The organism is Paenibacillus sp. NPDC057967, from assembly GCF_042887015.1.
Lineage (GTDB): Bacteria > Bacillota > Bacilli > Paenibacillales > Paenibacillaceae > Pristimantibacillus.
The window spans coordinates 23,392-48,534 of record NZ_JBHVQB010000005.1 but is presented as its reverse complement, the minus strand read 5'-3'; the positions used below and the strand labels follow the sequence as shown (position 1 = coordinate 48,534).

The 25,143-nt window shown below is 51.7% G+C and carries 28 protein-coding genes; 8 read left to right on the top strand and 20 right to left on the bottom strand.

What is annotated here, in order from left to right; genetic code table 11:
- Positions 1-120 precede the first annotated feature (120 nt).
- Complete coding sequence (locus ACFVSO_RS13790) at positions 121-534, bottom strand: hypothetical protein (protein WP_387474401.1); 414 nt, start codon at positions 532-534, stop codon at positions 121-123.
- A gap of 147 nt (positions 535-681) precedes the next feature.
- Complete coding sequence (locus ACFVSO_RS13785) at positions 682-1,110, bottom strand: VanZ family protein (RefSeq protein WP_387474399.1); 429 nt, start codon at positions 1,108-1,110, stop codon at positions 682-684.
- A gap of 66 nt (positions 1,111-1,176) precedes the next feature.
- Here ACFVSO_RS13785 and ACFVSO_RS13780 point away from each other — a divergent pair, with 66 nt between their 5' ends.
- Positions 1,177-1,707, top strand: a complete 531-nt coding sequence (locus ACFVSO_RS13780) for a type 1 glutamine amidotransferase domain-containing protein (RefSeq protein ID WP_387474397.1) — start codon at positions 1,177-1,179, stop codon at positions 1,705-1,707.
- Here ACFVSO_RS13780 and ptsP read toward each other — a convergent pair.
- The 6 genes from ptsP to ACFVSO_RS13750 all read right to left on the bottom strand — a co-directional run bounded on the left by ptsP (position 1,704) and on the right by ACFVSO_RS13750 (position 8,552).
- Positions 1,704-3,446: a phosphoenolpyruvate--protein phosphotransferase gene (gene ptsP / locus ACFVSO_RS13775; protein ID WP_387474395.1), complete on the bottom strand. Its 1,743-nt coding sequence runs from the start codon at positions 3,444-3,446 to the stop codon at positions 1,704-1,706. The genes ACFVSO_RS13780 and ptsP overlap by 4 nt on opposite strands.
- Positions 3,443-5,329, bottom strand: coding sequence for a glucose PTS transporter subunit IIA (locus ACFVSO_RS13770; RefSeq protein WP_387474393.1), 1,887 nt, complete (start codon positions 5,327-5,329; stop codon positions 3,443-3,445). The genes ptsP and ACFVSO_RS13770 overlap by 4 nt, the downstream gene beginning before the upstream one ends.
- Before the next feature lie 158 nt (positions 5,330-5,487).
- On the bottom strand, positions 5,488-6,093 hold the full coding sequence (locus tag ACFVSO_RS13765) for a hypothetical protein (RefSeq protein ID WP_387474391.1): 606 nt from the start codon (positions 6,091-6,093) through the stop codon (positions 5,488-5,490).
- A 129-nt stretch (positions 6,094-6,222) separates the two neighbouring features.
- Positions 6,223-6,657, bottom strand: coding sequence for a CoA-binding protein (locus ACFVSO_RS13760; RefSeq protein ID WP_387474389.1), 435 nt, complete (start codon positions 6,655-6,657; stop codon positions 6,223-6,225).
- 30 nt (positions 6,658-6,687) lie between these two features.
- Positions 6,688-7,989, bottom strand: coding sequence for a 3-phosphoshikimate 1-carboxyvinyltransferase (gene aroA, locus ACFVSO_RS13755; protein WP_387474387.1), 1,302 nt, complete (start codon positions 7,987-7,989; stop codon positions 6,688-6,690).
- A 29-nt stretch (positions 7,990-8,018) separates the two neighbouring features.
- Positions 8,019-8,552 (bottom strand): shikimate kinase, encoded by a 534-nt coding sequence (locus ACFVSO_RS13750; protein ID WP_387474385.1) that lies wholly within the window; start codon positions 8,550-8,552, stop codon positions 8,019-8,021.
- A gap of 149 nt (positions 8,553-8,701) precedes the next feature.
- Here ACFVSO_RS13750 and ACFVSO_RS13745 point away from each other — a divergent pair, with 149 nt between their 5' ends.
- Positions 8,702-9,013: a hypothetical protein gene (locus ACFVSO_RS13745; protein ID WP_387474383.1), complete on the top strand. Its 312-nt coding sequence runs from the start codon at positions 8,702-8,704 to the stop codon at positions 9,011-9,013.
- On the opposite strand, the gene gndA is transcribed toward ACFVSO_RS13745, so the two are convergent.
- Together gndA and ACFVSO_RS13735 are read right to left on the bottom strand one after the other, a co-directional pair.
- A complete protein-coding gene (gene gndA / locus ACFVSO_RS13740) occupies positions 9,010-10,422 on the bottom strand; it encodes an NADP-dependent phosphogluconate dehydrogenase (RefSeq protein ID WP_387474381.1) in 1,413 nt (470 codons plus the stop codon). The two genes, ACFVSO_RS13745 and gndA, sit on opposite strands and share 4 nt — an antisense overlap.
- Before the next feature lie 242 nt (positions 10,423-10,664).
- On the bottom strand, positions 10,665-11,261 hold the full coding sequence (locus ACFVSO_RS13735) for a hypothetical protein (RefSeq protein WP_387474379.1): 597 nt from the start codon (positions 11,259-11,261) through the stop codon (positions 10,665-10,667).
- A 260-nt stretch (positions 11,262-11,521) separates the two neighbouring features.
- Here ACFVSO_RS13735 and ACFVSO_RS13730 point away from each other — a divergent pair, with 260 nt between their 5' ends.
- On the top strand, positions 11,522-12,178 hold the full coding sequence (locus ACFVSO_RS13730) for a DUF1054 domain-containing protein (protein ID WP_387474377.1): 657 nt from the start codon (positions 11,522-11,524) through the stop codon (positions 12,176-12,178).
- A 97-nt stretch (positions 12,179-12,275) separates the two neighbouring features.
- Here the strand turns inward: ACFVSO_RS13730 and ACFVSO_RS13725 are convergent, their stop codons facing one another.
- The gene (locus ACFVSO_RS13725; RefSeq protein ID WP_387474375.1) at positions 12,276-15,308 is read right to left on the bottom strand and encodes an efflux RND transporter permease subunit; all 3,033 of its coding nucleotides are present in this window, start codon (positions 15,306-15,308) and stop codon (positions 12,276-12,278) included.
- A gap of 293 nt (positions 15,309-15,601) precedes the next feature.
- Positions 15,602-16,789 (bottom strand): MFS transporter, encoded by a 1,188-nt coding sequence (locus ACFVSO_RS13720; protein WP_387474373.1) that lies wholly within the window; start codon positions 16,787-16,789, stop codon positions 15,602-15,604.
- A 189-nt stretch (positions 16,790-16,978) separates the two neighbouring features.
- Between ACFVSO_RS13720 and ACFVSO_RS13715 the strand changes: the two genes are divergently transcribed.
- Both ACFVSO_RS13715 and ACFVSO_RS13710 read left to right on the top strand, forming a co-directional pair.
- Entirely contained in the window at positions 16,979-18,448 is a 1,470-nt protein-coding gene (locus ACFVSO_RS13715; RefSeq protein ID WP_387475327.1) for an aminotransferase class I/II-fold pyridoxal phosphate-dependent enzyme, read from the top strand.
- Positions 18,449-18,509: 61 nt separating this feature from the next.
- Positions 18,510-18,926, top strand: a complete 417-nt coding sequence (locus tag ACFVSO_RS13710) for a DUF1885 family protein (RefSeq protein ID WP_387474371.1) — start codon at positions 18,510-18,512, stop codon at positions 18,924-18,926.
- A gap of 100 nt (positions 18,927-19,026) precedes the next feature.
- Here the strand turns inward: ACFVSO_RS13710 and ACFVSO_RS13705 are convergent, their stop codons facing one another.
- The 3 genes from ACFVSO_RS13705 to ACFVSO_RS13695 all read right to left on the bottom strand — a co-directional run bounded on the left by ACFVSO_RS13705 (position 19,027) and on the right by ACFVSO_RS13695 (position 20,385).
- On the bottom strand, positions 19,027-19,341 hold the full coding sequence (locus tag ACFVSO_RS13705) for a DUF1292 domain-containing protein (RefSeq protein ID WP_387474369.1): 315 nt from the start codon (positions 19,339-19,341) through the stop codon (positions 19,027-19,029).
- Positions 19,342-19,444: 103 nt separating this feature from the next.
- The gene (locus tag ACFVSO_RS13700; protein WP_387474367.1) at positions 19,445-20,017 is read right to left on the bottom strand and encodes a stalk domain-containing protein; all 573 of its coding nucleotides are present in this window, start codon (positions 20,015-20,017) and stop codon (positions 19,445-19,447) included.
- Positions 20,018-20,181: 164 nt separating this feature from the next.
- Positions 20,182-20,385: a hypothetical protein gene (locus ACFVSO_RS13695; RefSeq protein WP_387474365.1), complete on the bottom strand. Its 204-nt coding sequence runs from the start codon at positions 20,383-20,385 to the stop codon at positions 20,182-20,184.
- A 139-nt stretch (positions 20,386-20,524) separates the two neighbouring features.
- Here ACFVSO_RS13695 and ACFVSO_RS13690 point away from each other — a divergent pair, with 139 nt between their 5' ends.
- Positions 20,525-21,250, top strand: coding sequence for an MBL fold metallo-hydrolase (locus ACFVSO_RS13690; protein ID WP_387474363.1), 726 nt, complete (start codon positions 20,525-20,527; stop codon positions 21,248-21,250).
- Between the two features lie 118 nt (positions 21,251-21,368).
- On the opposite strand, the gene ACFVSO_RS13685 is transcribed toward ACFVSO_RS13690, so the two are convergent.
- The 4 genes from ACFVSO_RS13685 to ACFVSO_RS13670 form a co-directional block, all read right to left on the bottom strand.
- Positions 21,369-21,626, bottom strand: a complete 258-nt coding sequence (locus tag ACFVSO_RS13685) for a DUF3892 domain-containing protein (protein ID WP_387474361.1) — start codon at positions 21,624-21,626, stop codon at positions 21,369-21,371.
- Between the two features lie 58 nt (positions 21,627-21,684).
- Positions 21,685-21,834: a hypothetical protein gene (locus tag ACFVSO_RS13680; RefSeq protein WP_387474359.1), complete on the bottom strand. Its 150-nt coding sequence runs from the start codon at positions 21,832-21,834 to the stop codon at positions 21,685-21,687.
- A gap of 57 nt (positions 21,835-21,891) precedes the next feature.
- The gene (locus ACFVSO_RS13675) at positions 21,892-22,098 is read right to left on the bottom strand and encodes a hypothetical protein (RefSeq protein ID WP_387474357.1); all 207 of its coding nucleotides are present in this window, start codon (positions 22,096-22,098) and stop codon (positions 21,892-21,894) included.
- Positions 22,099-22,330: 232 nt separating this feature from the next.
- Positions 22,331-22,780, bottom strand: coding sequence for a hypothetical protein (locus ACFVSO_RS13670; protein WP_387474355.1), 450 nt, complete (start codon positions 22,778-22,780; stop codon positions 22,331-22,333).
- Between the two features lie 160 nt (positions 22,781-22,940).
- Between ACFVSO_RS13670 and ACFVSO_RS13665 the strand changes: the two genes are divergently transcribed.
- Positions 22,941-23,180 (top strand): hypothetical protein, encoded by a 240-nt coding sequence (locus ACFVSO_RS13665; RefSeq protein WP_387474353.1) that lies wholly within the window; start codon positions 22,941-22,943, stop codon positions 23,178-23,180.
- Between the two features lie 38 nt (positions 23,181-23,218).
- On the opposite strand, the gene ACFVSO_RS13660 is transcribed toward ACFVSO_RS13665, so the two are convergent.
- Positions 23,219-23,935 carry an alpha/beta fold hydrolase gene (locus tag ACFVSO_RS13660; protein ID WP_387474351.1) on the bottom strand — a complete coding sequence of 239 codons (717 nt, stop codon included), beginning with the start codon at positions 23,933-23,935 and terminating at the stop codon, positions 23,219-23,221.
- Between the two features lie 376 nt (positions 23,936-24,311).
- Between ACFVSO_RS13660 and ACFVSO_RS13655 the strand changes: the two genes are divergently transcribed.
- Complete coding sequence (locus ACFVSO_RS13655; RefSeq protein WP_387474349.1) at positions 24,312-24,704, top strand: YmaF family protein; 393 nt, start codon at positions 24,312-24,314, stop codon at positions 24,702-24,704.
- Positions 24,705-25,143 lie beyond the last annotated feature (439 nt).

Below are 25,143 nucleotides of genomic sequence, written 5' to 3'. Positions count from 1 at the left end.
ATGTGCGAATGTTGAAGCCCATGTCCCGCCGCGTCAATAAACGCATGAAGGTCATGCCGTCACGGAAGCCTTATTATCAGAGCCGTACAAGCGAAATAATTCGCTATAGAGCGCAGGACGTTATGTATGAAGCCTTCTTCTGCTTATTTGCTGAAGCCGCTTATTGATGTCGGCAATCCACGCCTCATCCTCGAGCGACTGTGCCAGCAAGTGCAGATCAAGAAGCATATTCACCCGCTGCTCGATCAGCGCCTCAACTTCATGCAACTCTGGCTGCTGCTTGTTCGCTTTGGCTTCCACTAACAAATCTGCCCATTCATTGCATTCGTTAAACAGGAACGTGCCTTTATTTGGCTCAGCCCCGAGCTGGGCAATCAATCCGGTCAAATCCGGCTTTACCTCCGGAATCACTTCGCTTCTGCTGCAGGTCGTGCAAGAGAAGATCGGCACATTGTCGATCTCAACCTTTCCTGAATAGATGACGGTGCGCAGCTTCATCGTCATCGTCTCACCGCAATGGCATGTCTTACGCAAGATGGTCAGCTCCTTCTCATAGCGGCAGAACCGCTATCTTACCTAATCGTATTCCTACTGAGAGTGAGTAAAATATTCGACCTTTTTTGGCAAAACTCCTGCTTATACGGCTATGTAATTTTTACTACTAAAAGTCATGAAAGGCGGTCAAGCCGCTATGCGCCGCCACATTCGGCGAATGACCGGAATCGACACCAAAATCGTCCATATGGCTGCCCCGATCATATCATTGCGCACATCCATGATATCCATCATTCTTCCATCTACAAACAACTGATGGTACTCGTCGGTCACACCATACAAGCCGCATAACAGCACAATGGCAATCTTCATCAACAGCTTATCTGAGCGTACGCCGAAGCCATAATCAAAAGTGGCTGCAAGAATAAAATAACTGACAAAATGTCCCCAATTAAAATCCGTCATATTGGGAAATAGCTTCTGAAAAAACGGCAGCACCGTTCCCACTTGATCACCCGTTCGGGACGACAGCGTAAATATGACAGCCATCCAAAGCACGGCGGGTATGAACCGGATAAGCCGGCGCCCTGACAATAGCTTTTTTTTATAACTCATTTGATTCATATATACTCCTTCGCTACAATATGAATGTAACCATTTCATGGAGAGGGAGGGGATCTCATGTCCTTGCAGAACCAAACGGTTATCTGCCTGCTAGACGATGAATTCGAGGATTTGGAGCTATGGTATCCCGTCTACCGCGTACGCGAAGCCGGAGCTACCGTCTTATATGCCGGTCCAGAGAAGGGAAAAACCCATATTGGCAAATACGGCGTACCGGCCGTTGCCGATCTGGCATTTGACGAAGTGAACAGCGAGGAAATCATTGGTCTTCTCGTGCCGGGCGGCTGGGCGCCGGACAAGCTGAGACGATATCCTAAAGTGTTGTCGCTCGTTCAGGAGCTGAATGCGGCGAACAAGCCGATCGGGCAAATCTGCCATGCCGGCTGGGTGCTCATCTCCGCCAAAATCCTGGAGGGCCGCCAGGTGACGTCCACTCCCGGCATACGCGACGATATGGAGAATGCAGGCGCGACCTGGCATGATGAGCCGGTGGTCGTCGACGGCAATCTCATCTCCGCGCGCCGTCCGCCGGACCTTCCGCCTTATGCGAAAGCGTTCGTGGACGCATTGGAACAGCGAATGGGTTAACCATTCGCTGTTTTTTCTTTCGGCTCGCGCTTGAAAGCCTCCAGCATAGCGATAACTTCCGAGCTCGTGCGGCACAGCTGCAGCTGATCCAGTAATCCTTTGCTCTCCTCCTGCTTCGTCCCGAGAAGCCGCTCCTTCACATGCAGGATCGAATGGGCCGACATGCTCAGCTCATCGACATCCAGACTCAGCCAGATCGGCAGGGCTCGCATGTCCCCGGCCAACTCGCCGCATACGCCTACCGTAATACCGGATCGTTTCGCAGCATCCACCGTCAGCTTCAGCATCCGCAGCAGCGCCGGATGAAAAGGCTCATACAGATGGGAAATTTCTTCATTCATACGATCTACCGCAAGCGTGAATTGCACGAGATCATTGGTCCCGATGCTGAAGAAATCGACCTCCTGCGCCAGCAAATCCGCGATCATGACGGCCGCAGGCACTTCGATCATAATGCCGACCTTCATCCCTTTGTCATAAGGAATACCTTCCTGCTCCAGCTCCATCTTTGCTTCGTTCAATATTCGATTGGCGCTGCGCACTTCGTCTACCGACGAGATTAGCGGATACATCAGCTTCACCTGCCCGTATACGCTTGCGCGAAGGATCGCACGAAGCTGCGTCTTGAAGAGATCGGTGCGGTCAAGCGAAATGCGAATGGCGCGGTAGCCCAAGAACGGGTTGTCTTCCTCTGGCAGCTCAAAATAATCCAGCTGCTTGTCTCCGCCTACATCCAGCGTCCGAATAACAAGCGGATCTCCGTCCAGCTTCTCGGCGACGCTGCGGTACACCTCGAACTGCTCCTCTTCCCGTGGAAAACGATTGCGGTCCATATATAGAAACTCGGTTCGGAATAGCCCTACGCCATTCGCACCGCTCGACAGTGCAATCTCCAGCTCCTTGATGGAGCTGATATTCGCCTCCAGACGCAAAGCTTTGCCATCGGGTGTCACCGAATGACGCGTGGCGAAATGCTGAAGCTTCTTCTTCTCTTCCTTCTGCGTGTCATGCAGTTGATTATAGCGTTCGATGACAGCCTCTACGGGATCGATATAGACTGTGCCGTCGCTGCCGTCAATGACAATGGTCTGACCAGTCATAATCGGTTCTGTCAATCCTTGTTCCACGCCTACCACGAGCGGAACGCCCAGCGCTCTGGCCATGATCGACGAATGCGAGGTCGTGCTGCCTGCCAGCGTCACAATGCCAAGCACATGATCCGGGTTAATATGGGCGAGCTGGGAAGGCGACAGCTCCTTCGCAATAAGGATGAAGGGCTGCGTGTCCACCGGCAGCGCAATCTCCGGTACGCCGAGCAGATGCTTGAGAAGGCGATTGCCGACATCCTTAATATCAAGCGCCCTCTCCTTCATGTAATCGTCGTCCAGCAAGTCGAACATCGTGACGAAGTGATCGATCGCTTCCTTCACCGCCACTTCGGCCGCCTTGTACTGTCGCTGGATAATGCCCTGAATTTCATTCATGAAGACCGGATCGTCTAGTATGGCGATATGAGCGTCGAATATATTCGTCTCTTCCGAGCCGACGACCTCCCTCAGCTCATCCTTGATCTGCTCGATCTCATGCTTCGATGTCCGAATGCCTTCATATACCCGCTCGAACTCACGGGCGAAGTCGGCTACATCGATCTTTTGGTCCGGCACTTCCCACTCCCAGTTCGGCAGCACGAACGATTTTCCGATCGCGATGCCTGACGAGGCGCCTATTCCTTGAATCATTGCGTTTCCCCTCCACCGTTGCTCTCTTTAAGCACAACTGACATAACCGAAGACTGTCCTTTCTTCACCGCTTTGAACGGCGCAAAGCGCCATGAGCGGACCCGATCGGAATTGGTGATGACCATTGGCGTGGCAAGAGACTTGCTCTCCTTGCGCACCTTCTGCAGATTAAAGCGGATCAGCAGCATCCCCGGCGTCACCTCGTCGCCTTCCTTCACGACCGCCTGGAAGTACGACTTCCCGGCGAGCTTGGACGTGTCGATGCCGATATGCAGCAGCACTTCCAGACCTTCTTCTGTCTTAATCCCAATCGCGTGCATCGTCGGATAAATATGGATGACTGTTCCCTTTACAGGTGAGACAAGCTCGCCCTTGTCCGGCAGGAAAGCGACACCTTCTCCTACCAGCTTGCCGGCAAAGATCGGATCCGGCACTTCCTCTAGCGGAATCATCCGTCCCTGCATCGGCGAATGGAACAGCACCTGCGCCTGGTCTCTCTGAATGGCCTTCATCATTTCCTCGCGAATCAGCTCGGAGTACGTGCCGAACACGACCTGGACATGGCCTCCGCCCAGTCGAATGACGCCCGCCGCGCCAAGATTGCGAAGCGCGTTAATATCGAGCACCTTCTCATTGGATACCTTCAGCCTGAGACGGGTAATACAGGATTCCATCTGTATAATGTTCTGCTTGCCGCCAATCGCTTGCAGAATGAGCGGAGCGCGATACGGTATATCGCCAGCCCACTCATCGAGCTGGGAGCCTTCCTCGCGTCCAGGCGTCGGAATGCGGAAGCGGCGAATCGCCCAACGGAACAAGACATAATAGACGATCCCCACGACGATACCGATCGGAATCAGCAGCCAGCCCCGCGTGGCGAGATGTTCATTAATGACAAAGTCGATCGCTCCAGCCGAAAAGGAGAAGCCGTGCAAAATGCCTAACTCGTAGGTAACCCACATAATAATGCCGGATAGGATCGCATGCACAACGTACAAATACGGTGCTACGAAAAGAAAAGCAAATTCAACCGGCTCCGTCACGCCTGTTAGGAACGAAGCAAGTGCAGCATAGAGAAACGTTTTCCGAATCTTGGGCTTGAGGTCTTCCCTTGCCTCATGAATGATAGCAAATGCAATAGCCGGCAGCGCAAACATCATCGTCGGATACAAACCGGCCATGAAGCTTCCCGCTGTAGGATCGCCGGCAAAGAATCTCGGCAAGTCGCCGTACACCATATTCCCGGCTTCTGTCTCATAGCCGCCAATCTGGAACCAGAACACATGGCTGACCAAGTGATGCAGGCCAAAGACGACTAAGATCCGGTGGATAAACCCGTAAAGGAATATGCCGAAGCCGCCTCCCGATGCGACGATATCACCCAGCTTGACCAGCAAGGCTTCCAGATAAGGTGCTACATTAATCATGCCAATTGAAAATAACAACGCGATAAAGCTGACAAAAAGCGGAACAAATCGCGGACCGCCAAAAAACTGGATATATTCAGGCAATCTTAAATCCTTGAACCGTTCATGACTGATGCCCGATATAATGCCAATAATAGCTCCGATCATCACCGTTGGCTCAATGTTCCCGTCCGCAGAGCCTGTAATGCCGGTATAAATAATCATGCCGATCAAAGAGGCCATTCCGGCAGCTAACGCATTGCCGGTTAGACCAAGCGCGACGCCAAGCGCGAAGATAAACGGCAAATACATAAAGATGATCTCGCTCGCCGCTTGAAGATGCGCAGGCATGCCGGGTAAACCTATGTAATCCCAGGGCAGCTGGCTCAAGCTTAAAAACACAGCCGCGCCAGGCAGCACGATCATTGGCAGCATGAAAGCTCTGCCCAATTGCTGCAAGCTCCCTATGAATGTCATTCTGAACCTCCTAAAACGTCAAATCGCATGTATATGCTTAGTCTGTCTCATTCACATCTATTACGATGTTAAGCTCTCGCTCCCCATTTGTCAAAATAAAAAGACGGGCCTTTCGGCCCGTCCTTCGTTGATGATTCTATCCCGTAACGAACGGATTCTTAACGGGAGTATTGATTCGATTGCGCGCTGGAGGACTGATAACCATATCGCGCAATAACCGGGCCGGATTGCTCGTAAGCATTCGTCGCTTGGTATACCGGGTTAATGGACGTGTTGGAATGGACAGGTCCATGAGATTGGTATCCCGCTTGGCCATACGATTGTTGCGAATATTGAGCCGGTTGATACGATTGTTGGCCGTATTGTTGCTGGCTAAAGCTTTGGTTTTGTGCATCTGGACCAGCTTGGTAGCCATAGCGCGCAATAACCGGACCTACGTCGCCGAATGCAGTAGCAGGCGAGCTTGCATGGCTTTGCACCGGCCCATGGGATTGGTACGCGTGATTCGAAACGGCCGGCTGCGAGTAGGAATGAATGGCTGGAGCAGCATGCTGCTGGTAGCCATATGACGAATGCTGGGACCCGGCGTTATTGTAAGACGGGCTTACAATAGATTGGGATTCCCGGCCAAACGACGGGTAGCTAAGTTGTCCTTGGTAATGGGACTGAACAAAGCCAGATGGTTGGAAGTTTTGGCCTGCATTCGAAAACTGTTGTTGTTGACCGCCTTGGTACTGTGCCGGCTGTTGCGAATATTGATTCACGTTGTGTCCTCCTTGGGTTTCACCATAAGTCTTCAGAAAGCAAAGCGAAAGCCGCCTATAGCTGCGGTCATTCCCCTTCACTTCAGAAGCCTTTCTTATTGTGGAGTAGACACGTCTGAATTATGAGCGTCAGGTTTTGGATTTTCCGCCCGGCAGAAGAATGGAATCTTCTACCTTGATGCAGCGATCCATAATCACGTTCAAACCTTCCGAAGCTGCAATCTCGCCCGCTTCCTCATTCAAGATGCCAAGCTGCAGCCAAAGCGTCTTCGCGCCGATCGCCACCGCCTCTTCCGCAACCGGCGGCGTATGCTCGCTGCGGCGGAAGACGTTCACGATATCGACAGGAACAGGAATGTCGCTTAACTTGGCATAGCTCTTCTGGCCCAAGATTGTATCCGCGTTGGGATTAACGGGAATGATCGTATAGCCTTTGGCCTGCATCGCCTCTGACACCATATACGATACTCGCTCAGGATTATCGGACAAGCCGACAACCGCAATCGTATCGCTGCCGCTCAATATCTCTTTGATCTGCTCTCTGTCCGGGTTTTGAAAAGACATGGCTGCACCTCCAAAAAAGTGGGTAATCTGTTAGTGCGATCCCTCGACCCATTCCACCTGAGCGCCGAGCGCCGTCAGATGATCGAAGTAGATCGGGTAGGACTTGGCTACATGATGTGCGTCATGGATACGAATCGGCTTCTTCGAGCGCAAGCCGACAATAGACAACGCCATAATAACGCGATGGTCGTAATGCGCATTGATATCGACGCCGCCTTCAACGCCTTCCGGACGCCCGTGTACAATAATCTCACTTTGGCGTTCTTCCACGTTGGCTCCCGCCTTGCGCAGCTCGTTCAAGTAATCGGTAATGCGGTCGCATTCCTTGTAGCGCAGGTTCTCTACATTGTAGAAGCGCGATGTGCCTTCGGCGAACACAGCTGCTGCTACCATAGCCAGCACCGCATCCGTCGCATGGTCGCCATCAAATTCCACTGCCTTCAGCTTGCCAGTGCCCTTCACATGCACTACGCCGTTCTCATGCGTAAGCGGCACTTCCATCATCTTCAGTACGTCAACAACCGCTCGTTCGCCTTGCTTGCTGTTCTCCATCAGACGGTTCACGATTACATCCGAATCTGTAACGGCAGCCGCTGCCAGAATTGCAGCAGAACCAGGGTAGTCCCCTTGAACATGGTACGTCTTCGCCTGATAGCTCTGACGGCCCGGCACACGGAAGCGCATGTAATCTTCATCGGCATGTATAACAATGCCCGCTTGCTCCAATACTTCAAGCGTCTGTCCCACTACAACCTTGGACTTCAGATCATGCAACACTTCTATTTCGCTGTCCTCGTCCAGAAGCGGCGTAAGGAACAGAAGCGCGCTCAGGAACTGGGAGCTGATATTCCCAGACACTTGAATATGTCCCCCGCGCGGCTGTCCGCCCTTGATTGTAATCGGCAGCTTGCCTTCATTATGCTCAATTGTAACGCCCATCTTGCCAAGCGATTCGATCAAATCATGATGCGGACGCTTGCCGAGGGAATCCGGGTAACGATTGATAAAGGTTACGTCAGGGCATAGGGATGCAATCGCCATGAGGAAGCGCAGCACAGCGCCGGCGTTGCCAACATCCAATTGATCGACCGCTTTCGGATGGCGGCCAAATCCTGTAATGACAATTTTCTCATCGTCTTCTTCTACGGTTGCGCCCAGATCGCGAATACAACGGCGCATCGCATCGCTGTCCTCGCTATGAGCCGGATAATATATCGTGCTCGTGCCTTCCGCCAGTGCGGCGACAAGCAGGTAGCGTGTCGTATAGTTTTTGGAGGACAGGGCCTCAATTCTTCCTTGCAGCTTTGGAGTCGGCGTTACGATTACATCCATCTTCAATAGCTCTCCTTCAACATTATGATTTATGGGAAAGTGGAATGTTGCTTCCACGCCATTACAATACGGTCAACGACATCTTCGACCGACAGTTCCGTCGTATCGACTGTCAAGTGGGCAAAATCATAAGCGCCCTTCCTCGTCTCCAGGAGCCCGTAGACGCGTTCGCGAACAGCGCCCTTCAGCAGCGGTCTGGACTTGTCCAGCAGCACCCGGGCAATGATCCTCTCCGGATCGCAGGACAACGCGGCCACGAAGCCATGCTTCAGCATGGCGCTGCGGTTCTCCTCGCGCAGCACAGCCCCGCCTCCAGTGGCGATAACAGCATGCGAGGGCTGCTCCAGCAGCTTGCGCAGCTCACGGGATTCCATATCGCGGAACGCTTGCTCTCCGTCTTCAGCGAAGATGTCTGAGATGCTGCGGCCTGCCGCGCGCTCCACCTCTTCGTCCGAATCGGCACAGCTCCATTCCAGCTTCTCCGCAAGCAACCGGCTTACGCTGGATTTGCCGGTCCCCATGAAGCCGATCAATATTACCTTTCCTTTCGGGGATACTGACAAGATCATCATCCTTTTGCCCTTTAAAGGCGTGAATTCTTCCATATCATATCATTTTTTTGCGAGAAGAGGGTATAAAAAAGTTGATTATGCCGTATGGATGATAAAGATGCATAGCTGATGCATATTCCATGATCGGAGTGACTGCGCTTATGTCAAGCGAATCCTACCCCAATTCCCTATTCTTAACGCAAAAAAGAATCGACCTCATCCTTGACCCCGAGCATCCCCTATGCCGAGATGATGTGGTATGGATGCTGGGTTATATCAAAAAAAAGGTGGCTGACGAAGACCCATCGTTGATGGGACTGTCGCAGCCACGCCTGTTGCAAAACTTTCTATACTTTGCCGAAGCCTCCATGGCGCTTATTCAGCGCAGGCATTACTGCGATCAAGAAGCTGACCGGTTAAGACTCTGGCTTAAGCAAGCTTCCCATGGCCTTATCCAGGACCGTGAGTCTTAGGATTGCAGCCAGTTGAAGTGGAACGAACCTTCTTTGTCCACACGCTTGAACGTGTGAGCTCCGAAGTAATCGCGCTGCGCTTGCAGCAGGTTCGCTGGCAGACGCTCTGTGCGGTAGCTGTCGAAGTAAGCCAGCGCGCTTGCGAACGCCGGTACCGGAACGCCGCTAGTCACAGCTGTTGCAACCACTTCACGCCATGCGCCTTGGTACGATTCCACGATATTTTGGAAGTACGAATCAAGCAGCAGGTTGCGCAGCTCAGGATCGCGGTCATACGCGTCTTTAATATTTTGCAGGAAGCGGGCGCGGATAATGCAGCCGCCGCGGAAGATCATCGCGATGTCGCCGTAGCGCAGATCCCAGCCGTACTCTTCAGATGCAGCGCGCATTTGTGCGAAGCCTTGTGCATACGAGCAGATTTTGCTCGCGAACAGCGCTTTGCGAACCGCTTCGATGAACGCTGCCTTGTCGCCTTGGAATGGAACCTTCGCTGGTCCTTTCAGCACTTTGCTTGCAGCGACGCGCTCATCCTTCATAGCGGACAAGAAGCGCGTAAATACGGATTCAGTAATGATGGACAGCGGAACGCCCAGATCAAGGGAGCTTTGGCTTGTCCATTTGCCTGTGCCCTTCTGGCCGGCAGAGTCCAGAATAACGTCAACCATCGGTTTGCCCGTCTCTGGATCATACTTCGAGAAGATATCACGAGTGATCTCGATCAGGTAGCTGTCCAGCTCGCCTTTGTTCCACTCTGTGAAAATTTCATGCAGTTCTTCGGTGCTGACGCCCAGTACGTTCTTCAGCAGGTCGTAAGCTTCGCAGATCAATTGCATGTCGCCGTACTCGATGCCGTTGTGAACCATCTTCACGTAATGGCCCGCTCCGTCCGGACCGATGTACGTGCAGCATGCGTCTTCGCCGACTTTGGCAGAGATAGCCGTCAGAATCGGCTCAACCAGCTCATAAGCGGACTTCTGGCCGCCAGGCATGATGGACGGTCCTTTCAGTGCGCCTTCTTCACCGCCGGATACGCCAGTACCGATAAAGCGGAAGCCTTTCGCCTCCAGATCTTTGCTGCGGCGCTGCGTATCAGGGAAGTACGCGTTGCCTCCGTCGATGATGATGTCGCCTTGATCCAGAAGCGGAACAAGGGAATCGATTGTTGCGTCCGTACCTGCGCCTGCTTGTACCATGATTAGAATTTTGCGAGGCGTCTCAAGGGATTGTACAAATTCTTCAATTGTAAAAGTAGGCACCAGGTTCTTGCCGGCCGCTTCCTTCATCAGCTCATCCGTCTTCTCGCGGGAACGGTTGAATACGGATACCGTAAAACCTCTGCTTTCAATATTAAGAGCAAGATTCTTGCCCATGACGGCCATTCCAATTACGCCAATCTGTTGTTTTGACATCTGGTTCTTCCATCCTTCGTCATTATATTTAGTCACAATAGCTTTATTCTACTCTTTTTGAACGGATATGAAAACCGTTTGCTCCGAAAAATGTCGCTGTGAGCCATTAGTTTTCTTAACTGAAGTCCAAAGTTTTTCTTATATCCGCTCATTCGCACATAAAAACGACCCCATGCTTTTCGCCCCCGGCGTCCGGCATAAGATCGTTCTAATTGAAGACTTTGGCGATGGACAATCATCCGTTACAGCTCCAGCTGCAGCATCTCTGACCGAAGCGCAGTCAGCCGCTCCTTCGATAATGTAACCGCTTCCTCGTCATTGGCCTCCAAAGCCTCGTGCAGGACAGACAACTCGTAGTCCAGCTCATACCTAAGCACGGCAACCCGCTCCTCCGCCCGCTTCGATTGAAAGGCCTTGATCATTTCTTCTATCGTGATAAAAGGTTTCTTCTGATAAATAATCCGGTGCTCCATTCCTGACACCTCCACAAGTCGTATAATCTCACCGAACATAATATTCTCGATTACGATTTGACGATCCTTGATCCGCTTCACGACCGCATGTCCACGTGTGTCATTAATCAGCTTTTCCAGCAGTTCCGAGAGCTTTTCATCCTTGATGACATAATCGCCCACAATTTTGTACCGGTTTTTCATACGTTGGAAATGCAGCTTCACCAGCTTGCGTCCGGTGCGTATCGACACCAGAAACTGTCCCTCCGTCTCGCTCCAATACAAGGAGTACCCTTCCTGAATAAGATCACGGATGAGATTTTGGATTTGCCGGCGTTCGAATCGCAGCTCCAAATTGCAATACTCGACCTCATAGCTTTTGTTCACGGCAATCCCTCCCTTGGTTAGTATAGTTGACGAAATGTTCTGATAATTTGTTCTTATTAATATCTTATACTCCATCATATGTTATGGCAACTTGGATTATTGACTAATTTTCCGAAGAGACCGTCTTTACGTTCAAAAAAAGGCTCTCTGCTGCCCATCCGGTTGATAAGAACTTCGAATTAGCCTATAATGATAATCATTATTTTTTGAGATACGTTATTGTTCATATAACCAATATTTCGTATAAAGGAGCTCTGATCATGACGACCACATCCACCGCCTTACCCTCCTCCTTGGAGGGCTTTACATCCCATGATTTCGATGTATTCCAGATGCAAGGCCTTGAGGAGCGCATGCAAGGGATTCAGGAGAGAATCCAGCCCAAATTCCGGGCGCTGGGCGAGCGACTAACGGCCGAGCTTGCTCCGTCAGCCGGGAAGGAGATGCATCTGCATATCGCCCGGCATGCGCGCCGCAAGGTGAATCCGCCGAAGGACACCTGGTTATCGATATGCGATAACAAACGAGGCTACAAGGCTCATCCCCACTTCCAGCTGGGGCTGTTCGATGACCATCTGTTCCTGTGGCTTGCCTTGATCTATGAGGTGCCGAACAAAAAAGGAATTGCCGCTCATCTGATGAACCATCTGGATGAGGTAAAGGCTGTTGTGCCTGCCGATTATGTGCTGTCGATGGACCACATGAAGAAGGATTGCACGGTCATCGGTGATATGTCCGATGAGGACTGGAAGCAGGCGCTTATCCGCTTCCGCGACGTGCAGAAAGCAGAGCTGCTCATCGGTCGCCATGTCAAGGCCGACGATAAGCTGCTGCATGACGGCGACGCTCTGCTCGCTTACGCATCGGCCACGTATGAGCAGCTCATGCCGATCTATCGGATGGCTTGCTCGGTTTAATGAAACGGTATTCATATGTAGAGATAGGCTGCCCGGGCATTGTTTCCCGGACAGCCTTTTTTATAGGGTGCTCATAGAGCGCACTTCCGACAGCTTATTAAATCTCGGATGCCGCCGCTGCTTCTGCCACTCCTTCGCGATGGACGTCCCTTCTCTGCCTGCGGGACTTCCGGAAGAACAGCAGCTCATACACGCATGGAACGATAATGAGCGTCAGCAGCGTGGCGGCGGTCAAGCCGCCAATGACGACGATGGCTAGGCTCTGGGATACAATGCTGCCGGATTCATGATTGCCGAATACGAGCGGCAGCATGGCGCTGATGGTAGCAAGCGCGGTCATGACGATGGGCCGCATTCTGGTCGTTGCCGCTTCGATAAGAGCGTCGCGCACCGTCATGGTCGCTTCGTTCTGCTTCACCCTGTCGATCAGTACAATCGCATTCGTCACGACGATGCCGATCAGCATGAGGGCTCCGAACATCGACGTGAAGTCCGGTGTGATCCCGGAGACCAGCAACCCTGTAATCGCGCCGATGGCTGCAAGCGGCAGCGAAATCATAATCGCAAGCGGCGCTCTAAGCGTCTTGAACGTCAGCACCATAATCAGATATACGAGGCCGATCGAGATCAGTGCGGTGAAGCCCAAATCCGCAAAATCATCCATCTGATCCGCAGAGGCCCCGCCTACCGATGCCTTGACGCCATCCGGTAGCGCCAGGGCGGTCACTGCTTTCGTAATATCGGCGCCAATAACGGAAAGCTGCTTCGGGTCTACACTGGCAGTGACGCGAAGATAGGGTTTGCCATCCTTGTGATAATACAGCGACGGCTGCTCTGACTTCGTCAGTTCCGCTACCGAGCCGATCGGCTGCGGACCTTCATCCGTCATAACGGTTAGCGCGTTCAGTTCAGTCCGGCTGCCCGGACTCGCAACAGGAAGCAGCAGCACCCCCGTCTCTTCTCCGTCTACCTGTATAGCGCCGATCGGCGTCGGATTCAATAGGCTGTGCAATTGCATCGCCACTTGCTCCCCGCTCGCCTTCTCCGGCTTCAGATGATACGTATACACGGTTTTCTGCTCCTCCAGGTTGCTCTCTACCTTCAGCACGCCTGTAATAGATGCGATCTCCTGCTGAAGCTTGGCAGCCGTCTCTGCCAATTGGTCCAGATGATCCCCAGTCACATCGACATAGATCGTCGATGATCCGCCGCCCATCATCAGATCCACGGCATTTGCCTGAAGATCGGCTTTCGCGTACTCCGGCTTCTGATTGCGCACATCCTCCATAAAGACTTCGGCATCTACTCCTTCCTTCAAGTCAATAATGTACGAGACCAGGGTAGGCGAGCCGACTTGCCCGTATTGCGCGCTGTCGGCGCTATTGCCCAGCGACATCATGACCCACTCTACTGAGGCATGGTTCAGCATATAGCTCTCAAGCTTCTCACCCGCGCTTCTAACCTCGCTGGACGGCGTATCGCCGGCATAATGGAGCTCGACGCTTACGTTCTCCGCACTGGAGGAATCCAGCGCCCCCTTGGGCATCGCCACATAGGCGCCGACCGAGCCAGCGAGAAGCACAACCGACAGGACAAGCGGCAGCCACTTATGCTTCAGGTTCCAGGCGATAAAGGCCGAGAAGCGCGGCGAACCCGTATGCGCCGCCTCCTTCGTTCCCCGCAGCAATACGGCGCTTAGCAGCGGCACAACCGTCAAGGCTACAAGCAGCGAAGCAAGCAAGGAATACGTGACGGTCAGGGCGAATGGAAGCAGGAAGTCCTGCAGCGAGCCGCGAAGCAAGCCCATTGGCAGGAAGACGGCTACGGTTACGATCGTGGACGATGTAATCGCCGACGCTACTTCTTTCGTCGCGTCCGTAATGAGCTTGATGGAGAACGCCTCTCGCTGAAGCCTTCTATAGATGTTCTCGATGACGACAATGCTGTCGTCCACCAGCCGGCCGACCGCGACAGCCACGCCGCCCAGCGTGATGATGTTGAGCGACACGCCGGATACTTGCAGCAAGTACAATGTGATACCCAGCGATAGCGGAATCGAAACGATCGTTACGATCGTCGCTTTGAAATTGCGCATGAATAGCAGAATGACGATCGTTGCGAACAATGCGCCGAGCAGCACTTCCCTCATCATGCTATTGACGGAATGCGTGATCGACTCGGAGGTGCTTAGCGGCAGCGTCAATTCAATCCCGTCATGCTCCGCATTCAGCTGCTCCATTTTCTCCTTGATCCCGTTGCCGACCTTCACCGCATTGGCTTCTCCCGACTTGGCGATCGTAATCATGACCGCTTCCTTGCCGTTCATACGGCTTATGCTGTCCTGGGAAGCCCCAATTTCCACTTCTGCCACATCGGCAAGCTTTATTCCTGGCACTACCGGCAGCGATTCCAGCATTTCCTTGCCGGATACGGTATCGACGACATTCACATTGGCGAGAGTGCCTTCGATGTTTTTCTCACCGAGGGATACCGACACACCTCTGCCTTGAAGCACGCCCAGCAAGGCTTGAACAGGAACGCCGGCAGCCTCCAGCTTCTTGGCATCGGGTTTTACCGTTACCGTCGAATGGGACCGTCCTGTGACCACAATCTGCCCGGCACCTTCGATATTTTTGAGTGAAGCAAGAACGCTCTCCAGCTTCTTCTCCTTCTCCGTCTGGCTAAGTCCAGCTTCATAGGAAAGCATCATCCAGCCGATTGGAATCATCGAGGTGTTCTGCTGAACGACGAATGGCTTCATGACACCTGCCGGCAACTTCACAGCAGCTATCGCAGTCTCGATCTCCGCCTTCGCTTCCTTCATGTCTGTTTTGGAGTCGTAATGTACAATAATTTGCGAATAGCCGTCTCCCGTTGTAGAGAAAACCGACGTCTTTCCTTTCACGAACATTACCGCTTCCTCCAGCGGATTCGTGACTTGCTTCTCCATGGTGCCGGCATCGCTACCTTGGCCCATAGCCGCAATCACAACCTGCGGATTGTCCGCCGACGGCAGAAATTCCATCGGCAGCCGGAAATAGCTGATCACCCCCATAACTAGCGCCATTACGACCAATAAGCCGATCGCCGCCTTGTTACGGAAAGACCATTTTGTCATTTTGTGCATCATTCAGGCTCAATCTCCTTCTCCAACTTTGGTGATCTGTTTTGTCTGTTCTAATCATACGGATTGGAAAAGAACAGGAAAAACGTCTCGAGACGGTTATTGAACCTCTTCGCTGGGCGGAGCCTGAATTAGACTTTGGTCGGGGAAAATAGGCATTCCAAAGACCGACATGCATCAGCAAGCAGACAAAACTCGAACATGATGGCCCCCTGCTAAAGAAAAACCCGCAAGACCAGCCATAAGGCTTGTCCTGCGGGTTCTCATACAGATTTATTTATGATGTACTGCTCCAGCGATTAGGAGGAAACGGCTCTTTCCTTCTCCTGCGCGCCGTCGAGAAACCGGAATCTGACGACCAGCAGCAGCGCCGCCAGGCACAAGATGCCACCTAGCAAATACGGCAGGCCCATCTGCACCGTAAAGAGCAGGGAGCCCAGCAGCGGCCCAGCAATGCGGCCCAGGCTGTCCATAGACGAGCTGAGTCCGGAGGCGACGCCTTGTCCCACTGTCGTCTTCTGCGTAATTAACGAAGTAACGCAAGGACGGATCAGCGCATTGCCAATGCCGAATACGGCCAGCGACATAATTGCCCACCACAGCGAATGTGCGAACAGCAACAGGAAAAACCCTAGCGCTGAAATAACCAGGCCGATAGCAATATACTTCGGCTCTTCGCCCTTCTTGATCATGCGGCGAACGACACCGCCTTGTACAAGCGCGCCTACTAGACCGCATACGAAGAACAGGAGGCCTACTTGAAGCGGCGTGACGTCAAAGCGCTTCATGCCGAAAAACTGAAGTGTAGCTTCCATGCCCGCCAGTGTAAAGGTTACAAAAAAGGCAAGAACGTACAAATATTTGAGCGGACCCCTAAAGGCCGTCCATCTGGACACCCGCTTCTCCGACTTAAGCTTGCGCTTGTCAGGCGTAAGCGACTCCTTCAGCTTCCACGAGGCAAGTACGAACGTGACCAGCGCCAAAGCTGCTGCGGCAAAAAACGGTGTACTCAGCGAGAAGACGCTCAGCAAGCCGCCTACTCCCGGCCCAAGCGTAAACCCGAGGCCGATGGACATGCCGACAAGCCCCATCCCCTTCGTCCGCTGCTCCGGCGGCGTAATGTCCGCCACATAAGCGACGATGACAGATGCGACCGCTCCGGAGAACAAGCCTCCAAGCGCACGCGAAACATACATGAGTGTCAGATTGTCTCCTGCAAGCCCGAATAACAGAAAGCTCGCAGAGAAGCCGATCAGGCCTGTCAAAATAATCGGGCGTCTGCCGATCCGGTCGGACCAGGTCCCCCATATTGGAGATAAAATAAACGAAACCAGAGAGTAGAGCGCCAGCATTCTCCCTGTATGGATCTCCGCGCTCCTAGGGTCCGCAGCCTGAATAATTTCCGGCATAACCGGGATGATAATGCCGAAGCCAATAAAGGTAATCATAAGTATGGACATCACTATAAGTAATCGCTTGTCTTTCATCCTGCTATCCCTCCACCAAACTATCGTACCATATCCCAAAAGTAGCAATCTATGAACAATTCAAGAACAAATGCCAAGCTGCCCTTCCAAGCCGTACTTTCCTCATAAAAAGCTTCTTGCAATCCCCTTTGTTTTTGTTATACTCTATTTTGTTTGTACATCTTATCAGGAAAGGCAGGGATGATAGCGTTGGACCATAAAAAAACCCCGCTCTTCACTGCGCTTCGCCAACATGCGGAGCAGAATCCCGTTCAGTTCCATATTCCGGGCCACAAGAAAGGCCTCGGAAGCGATTCCGAGTTTCGTGAATTCATCGGCGACAACGCCTTGTCGATCGATCTCATTAATATAGCCCCGCTGGATGACCTGCATCAGCCTACGGGCGTGATCGAGGAAGCACAGAAGCTGGCTGCCGATGCATTCGGAGCCGACTATACGTACTTCTCGGTGCAAGGAACTAGCGGCGCCATCATCACGATGATTATGTCCGTCTGCGCGCCAGGCGATAAAATTATCGTCCCGCGCAATATTCACAAATCGATCATGGCCGCGATTATTTTCGCAGGCGCCAGACCGGTCTTCATCTCGCCTGCCAGAGACAATAACCTGGGCATCGACCATGGCATTACGACGCGCTCGGTCCGCAAGGCGCTTGAGAGGCACCCCGACGCCAAAGCCGTGCTTGTCATCAATCCAACATACTACGGCATCTGCGCGAACTTGAAGGAAATCGTTGATCTGGTCCATGGCTACGACATCCCTGTCCTTGTTGACGAGGCGCATGGCGTGCTGATCCACTTCCACGACAAGCTGCCGATGTCTGCGATGCAAGCCGGCGCCGACATGGCTGCTACAAGCGTCCATAAGCTGGGCGGCTCCATGACGCAAAGCTCCGTGCTTAACATTCGCAAAGGGCGCGTCAATCCGCAGCGCGTACAGACCGTCATCAGCATGCTGACGACAACTTCGACCTCTTATATATTGCTGGCATCGCTGGACACTTCCCGCCGCAATCTGGCGCTGAACGGCCGCGACATCGCAGAACGGGCGATTGCACTCGCTCAAAGCGCGCGTCAGCAGATTAACGAGATTCCGGGCCTGTATTGCTTCGGCGAAGAAATTCTTGGCGATGAAGCTACATTCGATTACGACCCGACGAAAGTGACTATCCATGTTCGTCATCTCGGCACTACGGGCTACGAGACGGAAAATTGGCTGCGAGACAACTATAATTTGGAAATCGAAATGAGCGATATGTATAACATTCTTTGCCTAGTTACGCCTGGAGATACCTCCGAATCGGTAGCAAAATTGGTGGAGGCGCTAAAAGGCCTGTCCGCTGCCTTCTACGAAGGCGCCGAAGCACGCGAGCTTGTGGTGAAGATACCTGATATTCCGCAGCTGTCGCTTACGCCGCGCGATGCGTTCTACGCCCAGACGGAGGTTGTCCCGTTCAAGGAATCCGCAGGAAGGATCATCGCTGAATTCATCTATGTCTACCCGCCGGGCATTCCGATTCTGCTGCCGGGTGAGGTTATCTCGCAAAAAAATATCGACTACATCGTCGATCACGTGGAAGTCGGATTGCCAGTCAAAGGACCGGAAGACCGCAGCATCCAGTTCGTAAAAGTTATCGTGGAAGAAACTGCGATTTCTTAATGCTTCCTCTTATTGCCAGCTTCCTCGGGCCCATGCTATGATGGGCTTGAGGTGATCGGCGATGAGTCAGAGCGCTTACATTAAGCTGGTGAAAGGCTCCGAGGACCAGGAACTGACGCTCGAGCATATTCAAGGCACGCTGCTCCGCTACCAGGAACAGACAGCCAAGACCGGCGAGCAGCTTGGCTGGGATTATGCCGGAGCCGCCTTCCCCTATACGATCGAATCCTCCGGGGATGAGCGATGGTTCTACCTGAAAGGCATCAACGTTCATTACAAACATATGATTATCGGCCCGGGCATGGCACAATCCGTCGCGGGCGAGCAAGTACCTTGCATCCAGGTCGTGCTTCCGGACGAAGCGACGCATGGCGACAAGGCGAAGGCGAATGAGCTTTGCCGGTATATGGCGAAGTCGCTTGCAGCCGAGCTAACCATGTTCAATGGCCGGACGATCTATTACAATCCCAGAAAATAATCGCAGCACTAGATTGGCTAATGATCGCAAAGAGGGGCTCTCCGCCAGGAATAATCCTGCGGGAGAGCCCCTCTGTCATGTCGCAGATGGAGACTGGACCTTATTGGTCTTCGTTCTCTGTGCGAGCGATTTCTTCATAGATAGCCGTTACGCGATCCCACTCTTCGTCATCCTCGATGCCGACCAGGAACGCTTCCTCATCTTCTTCTTCGATGCGGAAGATAACGCCGTCTTGTTCAGGATCTTGACGATCCAGCAGAACAGCATATACCTTTTCCTCGGATTCGAACGTGTATACCATTACCATCTCGCGCTCTTCGCCTTCATCATTTGTTACGATAAAGACATGCTCTTCATGCTCATGGTCTTGTCCGCATCCGCAATCTTCCCCATGCTCGTGCTTATGCTCGCTCATGTTTGTTACCCCATTTCAATTAAGTAGTCATACTTGCCCATCGTACCATGTCAGGATGCATAAGGTCAAACAAATGCCCCGTCATGAACGGGGCAGCATTTCATTATTTTTTGGGCACAATAGCTGGAATCTCCTTCTCGGAGACAACCGCCCAATCGTCGGCATCCGTTACCTTCATATAGAATCGCACCGTATAGGTTCCGACGGCATCAAATTTATAATCGAATTCTTCTGTAACAAACCAAAAGTTATTCGACGACGTCACGTTCTCGCTCTGAATGAGCTTTTCTCTGCCGCTTGGGTCCGTAATCGTCACTTTTACAGATTTGATATCCGTCTGCAAATTATCGATCTGGGAGAATACTTTGATCTTGCCCGAGAAGCCTTTGTTGACAACCCCGAACGGGCTATTGCCCTGGTACATGAACATATGGACATTCGGCTTGTACACCGTTGCCCGCTTGCTTGCATTATCCCATTCCACAATCGCTTGCATCGAACCCGCAACTTGCCTTAATGGCAAATATGTCGTGCCATCCACGATAATGCCGCCCGAATCGAGTTCGGTGCCATTAATGAGCACCCGCACCTTCTGAGCAGCAGCATTCGCAAAGATGATCGTCCCTCCGCAAAGAGACAGCAGCATCAGCCAGATGGCCACTTTCTTGAAATTCATGGCTGCCATAACCCCCATCCGCATATTCTGAATGTAAGGTTATACTCTTCTTCTTGTACAAAGTTGCGGCTGTTCGGAACATTTTTTGACCGTGAGATCAAATGATTTCCCTTTTGTCAAATGCTGTTGAAATCTGCGCTTGCCTGGGAAATGATTCAGGGAAATCAGACGTACGTTTTTGTTAGGATACAAGGTATGCCCTTCCCTACCGCACCCGGTTCCTGCATACGGGACAAATAGTTCAAACCGCGCGCGCAAGGCGTCTTGCATACGGCGCATGTATCGGACAGAACCAGCTTATAGGTGACTTGCTTCCGATCATTGGATATTTGCTTTTTCTTCGATACCTTGCCTTTTCCCTTGCTCATCTGGGGCCACTCTCCTCCACTCTTCCTGCTGCTCTGACAGTGTATGTCGGTATGGGCAAATTTGCTTCCGATGTTGGCATTGTCCTATAAATTTTGTTACATTGAAGGGGAGCGATTACATAAGGGAGAGGTAGAAATCATGCAGATTACGATGCTTGGAACCGGCAGCGCTTTTGCCAAACGCTATTACAACAATAACGCCCTGATTGAAGCCGGCGGTTACCGGCTGCTTCTGGATTGCGGCATTACGCTGCCCAAGGCGTTGCATGAAGCCGATCTGGACTTCTCGCAATTAGATGGCGTGCTGATCAGCCACATTCACGGCGATCATGTAGGCGGGCTTGAGGAATACGCCTTTCAGATGCTGTTCAAGCATCAGCGCAAGCCAGTGCTTTATATTGCCGAGCCATTAGTGGAGCCGCTGTGGGAGCATACGCTGAGAGGCGGACTGACACAGGGGAATCTGCAGGAGTTGTCGGACTTCTTCGATGTCCGGGCGCTTGCGCCGGGCAAAACGGTGGAGCTGGCCCCGGGAATCCAGGTGGAGCCGATACAGACAAAACATATTGATGGCAAAGCGAGCTTCTCCTTCCGATTCAACCGTCGCTTCTTCTATACAGCGGATATGAAATTCGATGCGCCTCTTTTGGAAGAGCTTGTGCAGGACGGCGTGGAGACGATCTTCCACGACTGCCAGCTGGAACCTCCAGGCGTCGTACATGCCACGCTCGACGAGCTGCTGCAATTGCCAGAGGCTATTCAGCAGAAGGTATGGCTGATGCATTATGGGGACGCCATGGAGCAGCACAGTGGCCAGACTGGCCCTATGCAGTTCGTGGAGCAGAGGAAAACCTATGAGGTATAAGGCGAGGCAAAGCTGGTATTCGAGAATGGAGAGCCTTAAGCAGATATGAAAAAGGAGCCGGATGCACTCCTCAGGCGGGAATGGCATCCGGCTCCTTTGTTCTTTCATTTGCCGCTATCTATTCAAATATGGGAAGCTGATCCAGGTTGTTGGTTGGATCGCCGTCGGCATCGCCACGGATGTAAGTCTCGCCATCGCGGCCTTTGAACGCGTTCACGCCTGCGATTCGTCCAGCCTGTACATCTTGAAGCGCCGTGGCATAATCGAGTACGCGTCCGGCGGAAGTCTTGAACGCCGTCAAATCTCCATCGCCATTCTTCTGCACCGCTACAATCTGTTCTCTCGTATCCGACTGCTGGTTGCTCGTTGACTCCATGCTTCGCTACCTCCTTCAATTGGGCAATCAAGAAGTAGCATACCCCGCTAATCGATACTTATTCCTGAATTTTCCGCTGCCAGACGAATTGTTCATCATAATCTTTGGAATCTGTCTTCATGAATGCCGCCAGAGATCCGATCACGACGCCTATGATGCCGAACATGATGATTGAGCTAAAGGCCAAATAAGCGTATTCAGCCGCCATCCCACTCGCCTCCCACCCTTTCCTTTCTATGAAGGTATGCAGATGAGAGGGCTTCCATTACGTCGATGTGCGCTTCTTTTTCTTACGCCTGGACTTTCTGCCGGATACTTGCGCTTCCGCCGACTCGTCCTCTGACTTCTCGTTTCTTGCGGCAAGCACCGCCAATAAGCCTAGTATATCCCCGATCACGACTACGACGGCCGCAATTAGAGCCAGGTCGTCCGCTGATAGTCCTTTGTTGTCATCATCTCCGGATCCAGACATCGCCTTACCCCGCCCATCGTACTATGATGATAGCAGTCTATTCAGTTAGGCGCAGTTGGTTTGGGCTGATGAGCAGAAAAACAGGCATCCGCCTTCTTTCACAGCATTAATCATTAATGGCTTCAACCACAATAGACATCTGTGCAGGCGTCTATCAGAGTCCTTTCATTGGGGTATATGGAGAGCGTCAAATGCTTGGGAATCAAGCTCATCGACATCTTTGCCAGTCTTCCTATTTCTTCCGCATATTGCGAGCCAGCTCATCGATTCGCTCCTTGTACGAATCATCCTGAACGCCCCCGTCTGTATAAATGAGCAGCGCATTATTAATGTCATAATAAGCGGGCTTGTAGCTTAATGCAATCGTCTGCCTCTCCAACTGCTTCCGTCCTTGGAATTGCTCTTCTTCGGAATCAAATATGTACATATAGAGACTTGATTCATTGTCGTCCAGTTCGTAGGCCTTCTGCGATCGCAATCCCTCTACGTCCAGACGATATATTTCAAACAAATCTTTCTCCTCAAATGAAAAGCCTTCCTGTATAAGCTTGTTCTCGATCCACTCCTGATCAAGCAAGCGAAGCTTCATGTGAAACTCATCATTGGAGCAGCCCGCTGCCAGCGACATACAGAGTAACAATGCTCCGATAAAAACAAGCGGAAACCGAATATGATTACGCACGCCAAGCCCTCTCCTTTATCTAAACCATTACCCTTTAAAACGCAAAGGGGATAGGAAAGGTTGCCCTATGCGATTGACCCCTACCTATTTCTCGCCCATGATTGCATAAACCATTCTATTAAGCTTATGATGAAGTTGAAGTGGTCAAAGGAGGTTGAACATGGCACTCATATTCGTCTTATTAGGTTTGATATTCCTTATGATTATCATCTCGGCTTACAAACGAAACAAACAAAACCCTTCCAATCCGAATCAACATAAGGATAGCAGTAGCGTGCCTATTATTCCCGGTGGTGACGTATCCGGACACGGAAAGTCCAAGGGCGGTTCTGCGGAAAGCGACAGCTCGGATCTTTCATCCGGAGACAGCGGCGGGGATGGCGGTGGAGGAGGAGATTAGAGAATCTCTAGTCCCCCCGCTTCTTTTCATACCAACATTTATTCATCATTACGGCTCAAAAAGGTCTGGATCACATCAAAGAGCTTGTCCCGCTCCGCTGAGCGAATATCATGACCGGAATGCTCGAAGTCCTCGACGGTTATGCGCTTAGCCATTCGCGTGTAATGCTGCACATCCTCATCGTCCAACAAGCTTCCCTCCAGCAGTCCTCTGAGCACAAGTGCAGCTTGGTCGACGGGGTACTCAAATGGTATTTGATGCGATTCCTTCTGAATGCCCCACACCGCCTCGGATCGAATATAGTTCATCCGCTCGTAGGGAATCAGATAGTTATGAATATAATCTTCCGCCCATTCTTCGGTCATCGCTTTATGCTGGGCCGGATAGTCCTGGACGATCACCGACTGGACGCGGTCACCATGCTGCTGCAAATAACCTAGCGCATAGGACACGCCTCTAGAATAGGCGTACAGATGAAAATGCTCCAGTCCGCTGGTTCGCACGACGGCTTCGATATCAGAGACATGATCCCCCAAATCATAGCCCGAAAGTGGCGTGCCGCTCTGCCCTCTCCCCCTGAACGATAATACGACGCATCTTCTAGGCGCCAAATAAGCGATCAAATCCTCATATTCCGCTGCCGTCTCGGACAGCCCCGGGCAGATCAATACCGGCGTTAGCGGGGAAGACCCTCCTGAATCCAGATAGTGAATGCTTACACCGTTATTTTGCGTAAAATGTGATAATGGAGCCATCAGCTCTCCCCCTTCTTTCCTTCATCGTTCATCCAGTATTATCCATGATATCATTAGTATACTTGGATTTGACGCAATGAACAGTCATTCAATGTTAATTTTCATATAGGGATGTGAACGAGTTGAGAGAGCACGTAGGGAATTGCAAAGAATGCGGAAAAATAGATTTATTGCCGAGACGGATTTTTAGATGGAGTTGTATATGAGGATAAGTTCTTCGCTGTTTTAACTGCTCCATGTCCGAGCAGGATGATGACCAAGATTCCATGAATTGACCGAATGATAATTCTGCCTAGCTCATCCATCTTGCTGATCTTCTCCGTCCAATCCAGTCCTACGGAAACCGCATATTCTACCATCATCCCTTAATGGAAGGATGATGACAATGGTAAGAATCAAGCAAGCATCAGGAAACGGAGGGCCTGTGCAATTTAGACATCGCATGGAAGGTTTGACCTCATTCGTGGATGGGCATAGACATTCTTTTGGAAATCTGACTGACCTATTCATACCCGAGGATGGAAAACACCGTCATAATTTCAGGGGTACTACCACTACGGCTCAAGGTCATCGGCATTCCTATTCTGGTCAAACAGGACTAAACATTGGAACCGGAAGAAATCACTTTCACCGTTTTCGGATACAAACGAACGTTGCCGATGGACACCGACATATCATTTCTGGAAGAACGACTGGATTGATTCGGCTTGGGTCCAGGGTTGGACACCGACTTATCATTGAGAGTATTGTAAAACAACGCGTGAAGTAAAATGGAGTCTAATCGTATCATCCCGGACAATGTCAAGAACTTGTATAACTCTCTTTATAGGAGAACGACCTAGAAAAGCAGAAAACTTCTCAACAAAAAGAGCACTCTATCGATAATCTCGATGTGGTGCTCTTATCTATTGGCTTGCTTATTATTATCCCTTCGTTGCGCTTACTTTAATAAAAGGTTGCGAGGCTCTCACATCCGGAGTTTTTGTTCTAACGAAGAGGGGCGTTCGTTGCGGCTCCCTCCATACTTGGTACGAATCTTCACCACTCTCCCTAATCCCCAATCGCTCTTGTGTCTTACAAATTTTATGAAACCCCGCTTTAAAAGCAGCGTATGTCCAATGAAGGGAGCGATTTAATTGATATGGGCAATTGTGGCCATCGCCATCACTGTTGTTTTAAGCTTTATGGGGCTTCCCAGGAAAAAGAAG